The sequence below is a fragment of the Delftia sp. NA_296.1 genome (assembly GCF_052692095.1).
This window is the reverse complement of record NZ_JBQZGF010000017.1, coordinates 1-12,945: the sequence shown is the minus strand read 5'-3', so window position 1 is coordinate 12,945 and position 12,945 is coordinate 1. Positions and strand designations below refer to the sequence as shown.

Here is a 12,945-nt window from a genome sequence, read left to right as displayed (position 1 = left end):
CGCCTGCCCTGCAGGTTGTGGGTGCGGGTGCGTTTGCGCACCGGGGCAAGGGGCAGGCAGGAAAGGCATGTCGGCAGGATTGGGATAAGCAGCAATGGCAAGAGGATGGCAGGACTCTGGCCGCGATCTTCCCACGGCTCGCCGGAATGCCGTCCTGCGCCGCCATCCATGCGCGCGAGGTTCTGGCACAGTCGGGCATCCGACTCTTCAAGCCAAGGAACGTCCGCACCATGAACCTGCGCCCCCTATTGCATGACCTTGTCCGCCAACATGGCCTGGACCGCAAGGCCGCCGTGCAGCTGTTTGCACTGGCGGGATTCGAGCAGGAACCGGCTGCGCTCAGAACCCGCCTGTGGCCCGTGGTGGCCTTGCTGGGCGCGGCGCTGGGCGGGCTGGGCATCGTGCTGTGGATTGCCGCCAATTGGGAGAGCATGGGCCGCATGCAGCGCTTTGCCCTGCTGCAGGGCTTCGTGCTCGTGATGTGTCTTGGCGCGGCATGGCGCGCGGCGGCGCGCGTGCCGCTGTCGGTGCTGGCGCTGCTGGGCACGGGTGCTCTGTTCGCCTTTTTCGGGCAGACCTACCAGACGGGAGCGGACCCCTGGCAGCTGTTTGCGCTGTGGGCAGCGCTGACCCTGCCGCTGGCCCTGGCGGCGCGCAGCGATGGCGTCTGGGTACCCTGGGTGGTGGTTGCCATGACGGGCATTGCGCTGTGGGCGCAGGCCCATACGCCGCAGTTCTGGGAGGTGGAGTCGCGCGACCTGGGCGTGCATGCCGTGGCCCTGGGCGCCGCCCTTGCCGTCACCGCGGTCATGGCACCGGCCCTGCGGCGCTTCACGGGCGCGGGGCTGTGGGCCTTGCGCGGCGCGGGCGCGCTGGCGCTGGCGATGATCACCTCCACCGCCATCAGCGGGCTGTTCCACAGCACGGTGGCGCCGCAGTACCCGCTGGGGCTGGTGCTGCTGGCAGGCGCGGCGGCGCTGGCGGGCCAGCGCAGGCATTTCGATATCTTCCTGCTCAGCGGTGCGGCGCTGGGCCTGAACGTGCTGCTGGTGTGCGGCCTGGTCTACCTGCTGCTGGAAAAACTGGGGGCGGACTTCACGGGCATGCTGCTGCTCGTCGGCCTGGGCGCTGCGTGCCTGCTGGCGGCCACGGTCAGCCTGGTGCTTCGAATGTCACGCAACGCGGAAGGAGGCCTTCAATGAGCCACGAACACGACACCCTGCTGCGCCAGGCCGTGGACCAGGGCATCCTGCCGCCTGCCGCCTTGCAGGACCGCCGCCCTGCCGCCAACGACCGCCATTGGGCGGTGGTGCTGCTCACGGCGCTGGGCGCCTGGCTGGCCCTTCTTCCCTTGCTGATTCTGTTTGCGTTTGCCCTGTCCGACTGGATAGAGCGCGGCGCCGGCACCTATGTGATCGGCGCCATGATGCTGGCCGCAGCCGTGGCCGTGCTGCGCGCCGAGGAGCTGCCCGTCTTCCTGGAGCAACTGGCCCTGCCTGCCATGCTGACCGGCGCCGGCCTGCTGGGCTTTGGCCTGGCGCGCGACCTGTCGGGGCAGGCTGCGGGCGCGATAGGCCTGGCCATTGCGCTGGCCTGCACGGCCGCCATTCCAAGGCCCTGGCTGCGTGTGCTGCTGGGCGCCGCCTGCGCGCTGCTGTTTTGCACCATGCTCTGGCCGGACAACGATCCATCCACCCTGTACGCAGGCCTGCCGACCTGGGTCATCGTGCATGCGGCGCTGCTGCTCTGGATGCTGCTGCTGGCAGCCCAGTGGCGCGCGCTGGGGCAGTCTGCGACACAGACCCGCATGGCGGCGGCGCTGGAGCCCTTTGCCACGGGCTGGCTGCTGGCGGTGCTGGCTGGCCTGGCCTTTCTGTCCGGCAGGAGCTTCATGGTGGCCGGCGCGCTGGGCGGCGGCCTGGCAGGCGAGCTGGCGCAGGAAGCCGCCCCGAACATCTCCATGGGCGTTCTGACGCAGGCCGGCTCGGCCGTGCTGGCCCTGGCAGCCGCCTGGTTCGCCCAGCGCGCATGGCCCACGCTGCGGCAGCCGCGCGCCGCCGTGGCTGCCGTGGTGCTGGCCGTGCTGAGTGCCTTTCTGCCCTGGCTGGGCGCCTGCCTGCTGGCGCTGGCGGTGACCGGCACCAGCGGCCGCTGGCGGCAGGCCGCAGCGGCCGCCCTGGCTGCTGCCTGGATCGTGGGCAGCTTCTACTACCAGCTGGCCTGGCCACTGGCCACCAAGGCCATGGTGCTGGCCGGCTGCGGCGCCTTGCTGGGCCTGCTGGCCTGGACAGGGCCGCGCGCCGCATCCCTGCCAGGCAGCGCGGAGACCGCCGCCGCATCGGGCGCCGTGCCCCTGCAGCGCTGGGCGCCGTGGCTGGTGGTGCTGACGGCGGCCTGCACGCTGGCGGTGGCCAATATCGGCATTGCGCAGAAGGAACGCACCATCGCCCAGGGCCGCAAGGTGTTCGTGGAACTGGCGCCGGTGGACCCGCGCTCCCTGATGCAGGGCGACTACATGCGCCTGAACTTCCGCCTGCCTTCCGAGGACAGGGACGTGGAGAAAGAGAACCTGCGCAGCGGACGCCTCTACGCCATCGGCAAGCTCGATGAACAGGGCGTGGTGCAGTGGCTGCGCACCGGCACGGCCAGCGAGCCGCTGGCGCCGGGCGAGCAGCGCTTTGAACTCACCCCGCGCGGCGGCCGGTGGACGCTGGTGACGGATGCCTGGTACTTCCGCGAAGGCGATGGCCAGCGCTGGGAGCAGGCCCGCTACGGCGAGTTCCGCGTGGAGCCCGACGGGCGTGCGCTGCTGGTGGGCATGGCTGACGCGCAACTGCGCCCCATCGTGCCCTGAATGCAGCTCACTCGAAACTGTCGCCCTCGGCCAGCGGCGCATGCCGGTAGCTGGCCGGCGTGCGGCTGAGCTTGACGGGCGCGCCCAGGCCCCGGTAGCCGCCCTCCATCTCCACCACCATCTCGCGGTGCAGGGTATGCGGGTGGTTGAGCGCCGCGTCCACGCCCAGCACGGGCGCGGCGGGCACGCCGATGGCCATCAGCGCATCGGCCAGCGCGGGACCGTCGCTGGCCTGCAGGGCCTGCTCCAGCAGCGGCTTGAGCGCATCGCGGTGGTGCGAGCGCTGGCCGGCCGTGGCAAAGCGTTCGTCGGCCACCAGTTGCGGGCATCCCAGGTGCTCGCACAGCAGGCGGAACTGGCGGTCGTTGCCCACGGCCAGGAAGACCGGCGTGGTGCCCGTGGCAAAGCTGTCGTAGGGATAGATGTTGGGATGGGCGTTGCCCGAGCGCCCCGGTGTCCTGCCGCTCATGAACCAGTTGCCCGCATGCGGATGCAGCAGCGAGATGCCGCTGTCGTACAGCGAGACATCGACCAGCTGGCCCAGGCCGCTGCGCTGGCGCTCCTGCAGCGCCAGCAGCACGCCGATGACACCGTTCATGCCCGTGACCATGTCCACCACCGGCAGGCCCACGCGCAGCGGATCGCCGCCGGCCTCGCCGTTGACGCTCATCAGCCCCGTCATGGCCTGGATGGCCGCGTCATAGCCGGGCCAGGCACCCAGCGGGCCATCGGCGCCGAAGCCGCTGACGCGGCACCAGATGAGGCGCGGAAAGCGCTCGCGCAGCTGCTCCCAGCCTATGCCCCACTTTTCCATGGTGCCGATCTTGAAGTTCTCCACCACCACGTCGGCCTGCTCCATCAGCGCCAGCACGGCCTGCTGCCCTTCAGACTGCGACAGGTCCAGGAACTGCAGCCGCTTGTTGCGGTTCAGGCCCCGGTAGTAGGAGGACACACCGTCCTGGAACGGCGGCCCCCAGGCGCGCGTATCGTCGCCCTGCGGCGGCTCCACCTTTAGAACGTCGGCGCCGTGGTCGCCCAGGATCTGGCCGCACAGCGGGCCACCAAGAATGCGGGAGAGGTCGAGGACACGGATGCCCTGGAGCGCTCCCGCCCGTTGATTTGTGTTCATGGGGATACTCTCGTCAGTCGAGCTTGGCGCCGGAGGCATCGACCACGGCCTTCCATTTCGTGACCTCCTGCGCGATGAAGGTCGACAGCCCCGCTGGCGACAGATCCGATGCCGGCTCCAGCCCCTGGTCGGCAAAGGTCTTGCGGATGCGCTCGCTGCTCAGGGCCTTGCGGAAGGCCGCGTTCAGCGTCTCGATGCGGTCGGCCGGCGTGCCGGCCGGTGCCACCACGCCGAAGAACACGCTCACGTCGTAGCCGGGCAGGCCCTGCTCGGCGATGGTGGGAATATCGGGCATGGCCTGGGAGCGCTTTTCCGTGGCCACGCCAATGGCCTTGAACTTGCCGGCCTTGATGTAGGGCATGGCCGTGAGGATGTCGGTGAAGGTCATGTTCACCTGCCCCGCCAGCAGGTCGTTGAGCGCCGGGCCCGTGCCCTTGTACGGGATGTGCTGCAGCGAGGTGCCGGCCATCTTGTTGAACAGCACGCCCGCCAGGTGCGAGGAGGCGCCGTTGCCCGAGGACGCATAGTCCAGGCTGCCCGGCTTGGCCTTGTCCTGAGCAATCAGCTCCTGCACGGTGGTGGCCTTGGTGGCCGGATTGACCACCAGCACATTGGGCAGGTGGCCCACGCGGATGATGGGCGCGAAGCTGGTCTGCGGGTCGTAGTTGATCTTGCGGTACAGGTGCTTGTTGATGGCCAACGGCCCCGAGGTGCCGAACATGATGGTGTAGCCGTCGGGCCTGGCGCGGGCCACGAAGTCGGCGCCGATGTTGCCGCCCGCACCGGCCTTGTTCTCCACGATCACGCTCTGGCCCAGCGTCTCGGTCAGCGCTATCGCCAGCGTGCGGGCCATGGCGTCCGTGGGCCCGCCGGGCGGGAAGGGAACGACGAAGCTGATGGGCCGCTCGGGAAAGCGCTCGGCCAGTGCGGCGGCCGGCAGCGCGGCGGTGGCGGCGAGCGCACAGGCCCACAGGAATCGGCGTTTCTGGAAAGACGGCTTCGGGTCAGTGCAAGGCATGGTGTTTGTCTCCGGTACTTGTGCGGTCATCCCTGTGGACGGGATGTGTGTTCTGGGTCGGTGCGGTCGATGGGCTCAGCGTGTCCAGCCTTCGGGCAGGTCGCCTGCCGCCAGCGGGTCGCGCGGCAGCACGCGGTGCAGCAGCACCAGCTGGGCCCAGCGCATGCGTTCGGCGCTGCCGGTGCACGAGGCCTCCCAGGCCATGGCCGTGGCCGTGAAGCAGTGGTACAGGCCCGAGGCGGCGGCGCGCGCCAGGCGGTCACCGCCCTCCTCGGCCGCGCGCAGGGCCAGGGCCGCAGCCTTGTCCATGCTGGCCGACAGCGCGGCCTTGAAGTCCGTGGCCGCCTCGGTCTGGGCCAGCAGCTGGGCCGCGTGGTCGCGCAGCACGGGCAGCGAGCCTTCGCGCTTGATGGCGCGGATCACGTCCAGCGCCACGATGTTGCTGGTGCCTTCCCAGATCGATCCCAGGTGGGAGTCGCGCACCAGGCGCGGATCGCTCCACTCCTCGATGTAGCCGCATCCGCCGCGCACTTCCATGGCATCGCCCGTGACCTTGCGCGCGTCGCGGCAGGCGCGGAACTTGATCATGGGCGTGAGGATGCGCAGCAGCGCGTAGGCGCCGTCTTCGCCTGCGTCCGAACGCTGCAGCGCCTGGGCCGTCTGCAGCACCATGGTGCGGGCCTGTTCGGAGTAGATGCGCAGCTTGTCGAGCTGGCGCTGCATCAGCGGCATGTCCTGCAGGGCCTTGCCGAAGGCGCGGCGCTCGCGCGCCACGTACTCGGCCTCGGCCACGGCGCGGCGCATCAGCCCGGCCGAGCGCACGCCGTTGGACAGGCGCGAGTTGTTCACCATGTCGGCCATCTGCACGAAGCCCCGGCCCTGCTCGCCCACCAGGTAGGCGACGGCGCCGTCGAGCACGATCTCGCCGCTGGCCATGGAGCGCGTGCCCAGCTTGTGCTTGAGCCGCACGATGCGGTAGTGGTTGGCCGAGCCGTCATCGAGCCGGCGCGGCAGCAGGAACAGCGAGATGCCCTTCATGCCCGCTGGCGCGCCCTCCACGCGCGCCAGCACCATGGCGAAGTCGGCATCGGGGTTGGAGCAGAACCACTTGTCGCCCGACAGGCGCCAGCTGCCGTCGGCGGCCGGGCGGGCCAGCGTCTGGGTGTTGGAGATGTCCGAGCCGGCCGCCTGCTCTGTCATGAACATGGCGCCCTGGGCCTGGTCCTCGAAGCGCAGCTGCGTCATGCGCGGCCAGTACTTTTCGACCAGGGCCGGCTCGCCGTACTTGCGCAGCGTGCGCGCCAGCGAGTCGGTCATGGACAGCGGGCAGCACAGGCCGAACTCGGCCTGCACGAACAGATAGGTCAGCGCGTACTTGGCCAGCGGCGGCAGCTTGCCATCCCAGCCCAGCACGCCCGTGCGGTGCGACATGACGGCCAGGCCGAACTCGCCATAGGCCACGCGCTCCATCTCCACATAGGCCGGATGCTTGACGATGCGCTGCGCATCGCGCCCCGTGCGGTCGCGGTGCTCCAGCTCGGGCGGGTTGCGGTCGGCGGTCAGTGCCCATTCATCGATCTCGCGGCCGGCCAGCGCGCCCATGCGCTCCAGATAGGGCTGCAGGTGCGCGTTCACCTCGGGCGGCAGGTACAGCGCCAGCAGCGGCTGCAACTGCGAATCGGTGGTGTACAGGTTGCTGCCGTGGCGGTCGGGCACGGCCTGGAAAGCCTGGGCGGGGGAAGACTGCATGGCGGCCAGCGCCTGCGGTTCGGGGTTCATGGTCTGTCTCCTGTGCGGGAACCGGGCCCGGGCGCATGGGCTCCGGGTCTTGGGGATGCCCCCATTCTTGGAAACAGTCCTATTCGAGTCAAATATCGATAACGTATCGATCAATAGTCAAACCAGATAGAACGCCATGGAGCTGAGACAACTGAGGTACTTTCTGGTGCTGGCCGAGGAGCTGCACTTCAGCCGCGCAGCCCAGCGCCTGTCCATCTCCCAGCCGCCGCTGAGCGTGGCCATCCGCCAGCTGGAGGAAGAGTTGGGCGCCCAGCTGTTCGAGCGCACCAGCAAGGAGGTGCGGCTCACGGCCGCCGGCAAGCACCTGCGCGTGCAGGCCCAGGACATCATGGAACAGGCCCAGCGCGTGCGCCAGGACATGCGCGCCATCGCCGACGGCGTGCAGGGCCGCATCCGGCTGGGCTTTGTGGGTTCGGCCATCTACCGCGGGCTGCCCGAGGCACTGGAGAGCTTTCGAGCCCGGCACCCGCTGGTGCGCATCGACATGCTGGAGCTCAACAGCGCAGAGCAGATCGCCTCCCTGCAGCAGGAGCGGCTGGACCTGGGCCTGCTGCACGCCACGCGCCCCGCGCCCGGCCTGCAATCACACACCCTGGTGAGCGAGCCGTTCATGGCCTGCCTGCCCGCAGGCCATGCGCTGGCCGGCCAGCGCACGCTGCAGGTGCGCCAGCTGGGGGGCGAGCGCATGGTGCTGTTCTCGCGCCAGGTCTCGCCCGACTACCACCAGCAGATCTGGCAGATCTGCCAGAGCGAGGGCTTCACGCCCGACCTGCACCACGAGGTGCGGCACTGGCTGTCGGTGCTGTCCATGGTGTCGCTGCGTCAGGGCGTGTCCCTGGTGCCGGCCTGCCTGCAGCGCGTGGGCTTCCCGGGGCTGGCCTTCGTGCCCATCCAGGGCCGGCACCCGCAGTCGCAGATGCAGGCCATGTGGCATCCGGGCCATGTGCAGCCCCTGGTCGAATCGCTGCTGGCCCACCTGCGCGACAGCGTGGGCAGGCTGGGGCAGCAGCCATAAACGCCACACCCTTGCTCAGTTCACTGTGTCCAAAACTGGCGTGACCTAAAAGCGAGGGACACCGAGCAAGGGCCGCCCTGCCGCCAGGGTGTCGTCCCCCTTCCAGGGGGAAGCCGCATAGCGGCTCAGGGGGTTTCCAACTTCATTCAAGGAGCTGCCTGAGAACGTACGGCAGGATGCCGCCGTGCCGGTAGTAGTCCACCTCGATGGGCGTGTCGATGCGCAGCTTGACCACCACGGTCTGCTTGCTGCCGTCGGCACGCGTGATCACCAGCTGGGCCTCGCTTTGCGGTGCCAGGTCGGCGGCGGGAATCACTTCCACGAACTCCTCGCCCGTCAGGCCCAGGGTCTGCCAGCTGTCCGTGCCCAGGAACTGCAGCGGCAGCACGCCCATGCCCACCAGGTTGGAACGGTGGATGCGCTCGAAGCTGCGCGCCACCACGGCCTTGATGCCCAGCAGCTGCGTGCCCTTGGCGGCCCAGTCGCGGCTCGATCCCGTGCCGTACTCCTCGCCCGCGAAGATCACGGTGGCACGGCCCTCGGCCTGGTACTTCATGGCCGCGTCGTAGATGGGCATCTTGGTGACCTGGCCCGTGCCGTCGCGGTACAGCGTCAGGCCGCCCTCCTCGCGCGAGCCATCGGGCTGCGCCGGAATCATCAGGTTCTTGATGCGCACGTTGGCAAAGGTGCCGCGCATCATCACCTCATGGTTGCCGCGCCGCGAGCCGTAGCTGTTGAAGTCGGCCTTTTGCACGCCATGGGCCAGCAGCCACTGGCCTGCGGGCGAGCTTTCCTTGATGGAGCCGGCCGGCGAGATGTGGTCGGTGGTGATGGAGTCGCCGAACAGCGCCATCACGCGCGCGCCGTGCACCACGTAGGGGTTGGAGCCTTCGGCGCCGGCGGCGGGCGCTTCCAGCTCAAGCCGGAAGCCGTCGAAGAACGGCGGCTCGGCAATGTAGGTACTCTCGGGCCAGGTATAGGTGGCGCCCGTCACGCCGTGGATCTTTTCCCAGAGCTTGCCGGGCTCGGAGCGCACCTTCTCGTAGTTCTCGCGGAAGGCCTTGCCGTTCATGGCGTACTTCATCAGCGCATGGATCTCTTCGCTGGTCGGCCAGATGTCGCCCAGGTAGATGTCACGGCCGTTCTTGCCCTGGCCCACGGGCTCGGTCATCAGGTCGCGGCGCACCGTGCCGGCAATGGCATAGGCCACGACCAGGGGCGGGCTGGCCAGGAAGTTGGCCTTGATGTTGGGGTGGATGCGCGCCTCGAAGTTGCGGTTGCCCGACAGTACGGCCGCGCAGACCAGGTCGTTGCTGGTGATGGCCTCGTTGAGCTCCGGCGTGAGGTCGCCCGCGTTGCCGATGCAGGTGGTGCAGCCGTAGCCGGCCAGCGCAAAGCCCAGCTTTTCCAGGTAGGGCAGCAGGCCGGCTTCCGTCAAATACTCGGTCACCACGCGCGAGCCCGGCGCCAGAGAGGTCTTGATGTGCGGCTGCACCGTGAGCCCGGCCTTCACCGCCTTCTTGGCCAGCAGGCCGGCGGCCAGCATCACGCTGGGGTTGGAGGTGTTGGTGCAGCTGGTGATGGCGGCAATCAGCACGTCGCCGTTGGCGATGCTCAGGCGCTTGGGCGGCGTGGGGGCATCGACCGGCGCCTCGCTGTGGGCGGCCTCCAGCTTGGGCTTGTTGGCCTCCATCTCGGCCAGCGAGCGCTGCGCGCCGGGCGGATGGGCCGGCGTCTCGGGCGCCACCTCGCCCTCGCCGCCACCGCCTACGCGAAAGCTCCGGCCCAGCCGTTCCATCGGCTGGTTGAACCCGTTGTGCGCCGCAGGGGCGCTGAACAGCTCATCGAACTTGGACGACACATTGCCCAGCTCGATGCGGTCCTGCGGGCGCTTGGGTCCGGCCAGGCTGGGCGCCACCGTGCCCAGGTCCAGGCGCACCACATGCGAGTAGTCGATCTCGCCGGCGGCCGGCACGCCGAACAGTTCCTGCGCGCGGAAATAGCCCTCGAAGGCCTCGATCTCGGCCTTGCTGCGGCCCGTGCCCCTGAAGTAGTCGATGGTTTTTTCATCGACGGGGAAAAAGCCCATGGTGGCGCCGTACTCGGGCGCCATGTTGCCGATGGTGGCGCGGTCGGGCAGCGCCAGGCTGCGCGTGCCTTCGCCGAAGAACTCCACGAACTTGCCCACCACCTTCTCGCGGCGCAGGATCTCGGTCACCGACAGCACCAGGTCGGTGGCCGTCACGCCCTCGCGCAGCTGGCCCGACAGCTCGAAGCCCACCACATCGGGCGTGAGGAAGTACACGGGCTGGCCCAGCATGGCCGCCTCGGCCTCGATGCCGCCCACGCCCCAGCCCACCACGCCGATGCCGTTGATCATGGTCGTGTGGCTGTCCGTGCCCACCAGGGTGTCGGGGTAGTGCACACCGTCCTTGGTCTTGTGCACGCCGCGCGCCAGGTACTCCAGGTTCACCTGGTGGACGATGCCGAAGCCCGGCGGCACCACGCCGAAGGTGTCGAAGGCCTGCATGCCCCACTTCATGAACTGGTAGCGCTCCTTGTTGCGCTGGAACTCCAGCTTCATGTTCAGGTCCAGCGCCTTCTTGGTGCCGAAGTAGTCCACCATGATGGAGTGGTCCACCACCAGGTCCACGGGCACCAGCGGCTCGATGGACTTGGGCTTCTTGCCCAGCCTGGCGGCCGTGCTGCGCATGGCGGCCAGGTCGGCCAGCAACGGCACGCCCGTGAAATCCTGCAGCACCACGCGCGATACCACGAAGGGGATCTCGTCCACGCGCTCGGCCTGGGGCTTCCAGCTCGCCAGCTGCTCCACATGCTCGCGCGTCACCTTGTTGCCATCGCAGTTGCGCAGCACGGACTCCAGCACGATGCGCAGCGACACGGGCAATCGCCGGACCTGTGGATATTGCCTTGCCAGTTCAGGCAGGGAGAAGAACTTGCCCTTCTTGCCCCCCGCCGCAGCAAAGGACTTGAGGGTGTTTTCATATTCGTGGCGCATCGTGAGACTCCTGGATGAAACTCTGGGAAGGCACATGCGCGCCGCCTTTTCCGGGCTGCTGGGCATGCACCAAGACTCTGATTTCCATTGTGCCCAGAAGTGCCCGCGGATGCTGTGGTCCATTGGCGATAGTCACACGCGGACAACGCTGTCCGCGCGGCAAAAGCGGCAGGCTTTCACGGGGCTGTCATCGAACCGGCCAGCGAAGCCCTGCTGCGCCACAACCCCGCGCACTGCAGATCGCCCAGCGCCACGCCGATGGCCGCCTGGCCCAGCACCCATGCCCAGCCTGCGGGCGCAGGCTCCAGCACGCCGCTGTACAGCACAACCCCGCACGCCAGGGCCCAGCCGAAGTTGCCGAACACGGCAAGCGCCACCAGCCCCCTGCTGCGCGGCATGCGGCACGCGCCCCAGCCAGCCACGCAGGCCCAGGCCAGCAAGAAGCACCCCGTGCCCAGCAGCAGCGCCTGCGGCAAGCCCGTGACAACGGCCAGCGGCTGCGCAAAGGCCAGTTGCACCGCACCGGCCGCGGCACAGCAGATGGCGTCGGCCCACAGGGTGCGGGGCAGGAAACGGGCATGGGAAAACATCGGCATCAGCACTCCTTGTGGATTGCCGGGCATGCACCTCGCAAGCCGGCCCCACCGATGCTCCGCCGCCACCGCCCCCCGAGTCCATGACCTGCCAGGTCATGCCAGCCCCGCTGGAGCAACTCCAGTCGCTATGCCACAATCCGCACCAGCCCCCTGTCACGGGGCCGGTGCTTGAAAACACCTTTGAAGAATAGCGGAGCGGCCTCCCCGATAGCGAGGCCTTGTCACGTCTGATTTGCTTGGATCGTGGGCGCTTGCCTGCATCCGAACGGTTTGGGACGGGATGGGGCTCACCGCAAGGCTGCCCGCACGACTATTCTCGTGTTTTCAACATCCCGTCCACCCTTGCTGTGCTTGAAAACCCGGCCTGGTGGTTCAGTCTCGAATAGGAGCACGGAACCATGTACATCGCATCCATCTCGATGGCCCGCCTCACCTTTGCACGGAGAGCCGAGCCATGACACCCAGACCCCCACCAAGCGCCGAGCATTTCACCCAGGTCGTGACCGAGGTGGACCGCCTGGTCCAGCAAGGCTGTGCCGAGATCTCGGCGCTCTCCCGCATGGCCCTGCTGTGGCTGGAAACGCCCGGGACCAGCAACCGCCTGGACGTGCTCGCCAGCGCCCTGCGCACCATCCGCAACAGCGCCGACATGCTGGCCAGCGAAACCAGCGGCGAAGTCGTCGCCGTGGGCTGCTCCCATTACGTCAAAAGCAGCGCACCCCCCTGAACCGGGCCGAGCGCAGCAAAGGCCCGAGCCCACTCCCCGTATGTCAGCGCCTGCGTCGGGCCGCCTGCGGGGTTGCAGTCCTGCCGAAGGACAGGACTGCTTCGTCATCTGACTCGCCGCAGTTGCCAGGTCATGCCAGCCCCGTTGGAGCAACTCCAGTCGCTATGCCACAATCCGCACCAGCCCCCTGTCACGGGGCCGGTGCTTGAAAACACCTTTTCCAAGACTAGCGGTGCAGCCTCCCCGTCAGCGAGGCTTTGTCACGTCTGAATCCTGTATTCGTGGGCGCTTGCCCACGTCTGTGCGATTTCGGGCGGGATGGGGCTCACCGCAAGGCTGCCCGCACGACTAGTCTCGTGTTTTCAACATCCCGCCCACCTGCCTGCGCTTGAAAACGCAACCCGGTGGTCTCAAGCCTCGACTAGGAGCACGGAAGCATGCGCAACGTTTGCCTTTCCACGGCCTCTCTCAACCTTGCACGGAGAGCCGAGCCATGACACCCAGACCCCCACCCAGCGCCGAGCATTTCACCCAGATCGTGACCGAGGTGGACCGCCTGGTGCAGCAAGGCTGTGCCGAAATCTCGGCACTCTCCCGCATGGCCCTGCTGTGGCTGGAAACGCCCGAAACCAGCAACCGCCTGGAAGTGCTCGCCAGCGCCCTGCGCACCATCCGCAACAGCGCCGACATGCTGGCCAGCGAAACCAGCGGCGAAGTCGTCGCCGTGGGCTGCTCCCACCACGTCAAAAGCAGCGCACCCCCCTGAACCGGGCCGAGCGCAGCAAAG

At 68.4% G+C, this 12,945-nt stretch carries 10 protein-coding genes; 5 read left to right on the top strand and 5 right to left on the bottom strand.

Annotated features, from left to right (window positions below; translation table 11 throughout):
* Positions 1-230: 230 nt before the first annotated feature.
* Together ACUTR7_RS28060 and ACUTR7_RS28055 are read left to right on the top strand one after the other, a co-directional pair.
* Positions 231-1,202: a DUF2157 domain-containing protein gene (locus ACUTR7_RS28060; protein ID WP_013803422.1), complete on the top strand. Its 972-nt coding sequence runs from the start codon at positions 231-233 to the stop codon at positions 1,200-1,202.
* The gene (locus ACUTR7_RS28055; RefSeq protein WP_445610312.1) at positions 1,199-2,854 is read left to right on the top strand and encodes a GDYXXLXY domain-containing protein; all 1,656 of its coding nucleotides are present in this window, start codon (positions 1,199-1,201) and stop codon (positions 2,852-2,854) included. Before ACUTR7_RS28060 ends, ACUTR7_RS28055 begins: the two co-directional genes overlap by 4 nt.
* A gap of 7 nt (positions 2,855-2,861) precedes the next feature.
* On the opposite strand, the gene ACUTR7_RS28050 is transcribed toward ACUTR7_RS28055, so the two are convergent.
* From ACUTR7_RS28050 to ACUTR7_RS28040, 3 genes are all read right to left on the bottom strand, one after another.
* Positions 2,862-3,983, bottom strand: a complete 1,122-nt coding sequence (locus tag ACUTR7_RS28050; RefSeq protein WP_445610311.1) for a CaiB/BaiF CoA transferase family protein — start codon at positions 3,981-3,983, stop codon at positions 2,862-2,864.
* Positions 3,984-3,996: 13 nt separating this feature from the next.
* Positions 3,997-5,001 carry a Bug family tripartite tricarboxylate transporter substrate binding protein gene (locus tag ACUTR7_RS28045; RefSeq protein WP_063326753.1) on the bottom strand — a complete coding sequence of 335 codons (1,005 nt, stop codon included), beginning with the start codon at positions 4,999-5,001 and terminating at the stop codon, positions 3,997-3,999.
* Positions 5,002-5,076: 75 nt separating this feature from the next.
* On the bottom strand, positions 5,077-6,780 hold the full coding sequence (locus tag ACUTR7_RS28040) for an acyl-CoA dehydrogenase family protein (RefSeq protein WP_445610310.1): 1,704 nt from the start codon (positions 6,778-6,780) through the stop codon (positions 5,077-5,079).
* A 136-nt stretch (positions 6,781-6,916) separates the two neighbouring features.
* Here ACUTR7_RS28040 and ACUTR7_RS28035 point away from each other — a divergent pair, with 136 nt between their 5' ends.
* Positions 6,917-7,816: a LysR substrate-binding domain-containing protein gene (locus ACUTR7_RS28035; RefSeq protein WP_445610309.1), complete on the top strand. Its 900-nt coding sequence runs from the start codon at positions 6,917-6,919 to the stop codon at positions 7,814-7,816.
* Between the two features lie 142 nt (positions 7,817-7,958).
* Here the strand turns inward: ACUTR7_RS28035 and ACUTR7_RS28030 are convergent, their stop codons facing one another.
* Both ACUTR7_RS28030 and ACUTR7_RS28025 read right to left on the bottom strand, forming a co-directional pair.
* Positions 7,959-10,835, bottom strand: a complete 2,877-nt coding sequence (locus tag ACUTR7_RS28030) for an aconitate hydratase (RefSeq protein WP_445610308.1) — start codon at positions 10,833-10,835, stop codon at positions 7,959-7,961.
* A gap of 176 nt (positions 10,836-11,011) precedes the next feature.
* On the bottom strand, positions 11,012-11,431 hold the full coding sequence (locus ACUTR7_RS28025) for a hypothetical protein (protein WP_123693043.1): 420 nt from the start codon (positions 11,429-11,431) through the stop codon (positions 11,012-11,014).
* A 454-nt stretch (positions 11,432-11,885) separates the two neighbouring features.
* Here ACUTR7_RS28025 and ACUTR7_RS28020 point away from each other — a divergent pair, with 454 nt between their 5' ends.
* Positions 11,886-12,158, top strand: coding sequence for a hypothetical protein (locus tag ACUTR7_RS28020; protein ID WP_445610307.1), 273 nt, complete (start codon positions 11,886-11,888; stop codon positions 12,156-12,158).
* Between the two features lie 493 nt (positions 12,159-12,651).
* Complete coding sequence (locus ACUTR7_RS28015; RefSeq protein WP_445610306.1) at positions 12,652-12,924, top strand: hypothetical protein; 273 nt, start codon at positions 12,652-12,654, stop codon at positions 12,922-12,924.
* The last annotated feature ends 21 nt before the right edge of the window (positions 12,925-12,945 follow it).

Coding starts and splice junctions, on each gene's coding strand:
- ACUTR7_RS28015 (WP_445610306.1), top strand. CDS start 12,652: ATGACACCCAGACCCCCACCCAGCGCCGAGCATTTCACCCAGATCGTG.
- ACUTR7_RS28060 (WP_013803422.1), top strand. CDS start 231: ATGAACCTGCGCCCCCTATTGCATGACCTTGTCCGCCAACATGGCCTG.
- ACUTR7_RS28020 (WP_445610307.1), top strand. CDS start 11,886: ATGACACCCAGACCCCCACCAAGCGCCGAGCATTTCACCCAGGTCGTG.
- ACUTR7_RS28035 (WP_445610309.1), top strand. CDS start 6,917: ATGGAGCTGAGACAACTGAGGTACTTTCTGGTGCTGGCCGAGGAGCTG.
- ACUTR7_RS28050 (WP_445610311.1), bottom strand. CDS start 3,983: ATGAACACAAATCAACGGGCGGGAGCGCTCCAGGGCATCCGTGTCCTC.
- ACUTR7_RS28045 (WP_063326753.1), bottom strand. CDS start 5,001: ATGCCTTGCACTGACCCGAAGCCGTCTTTCCAGAAACGCCGATTCCTG.
- ACUTR7_RS28025 (WP_123693043.1), bottom strand. CDS start 11,431: ATGCCGATGTTTTCCCATGCCCGTTTCCTGCCCCGCACCCTGTGGGCC.
- ACUTR7_RS28040 (WP_445610310.1), bottom strand. CDS start 6,780: ATGAACCCCGAACCGCAGGCGCTGGCCGCCATGCAGTCTTCCCCCGCC.
- ACUTR7_RS28055 (WP_445610312.1), top strand. CDS start 1,199: ATGAGCCACGAACACGACACCCTGCTGCGCCAGGCCGTGGACCAGGGC.
- ACUTR7_RS28030 (WP_445610308.1), bottom strand. CDS start 10,835: ATGCGCCACGAATATGAAAACACCCTCAAGTCCTTTGCTGCGGCGGGG.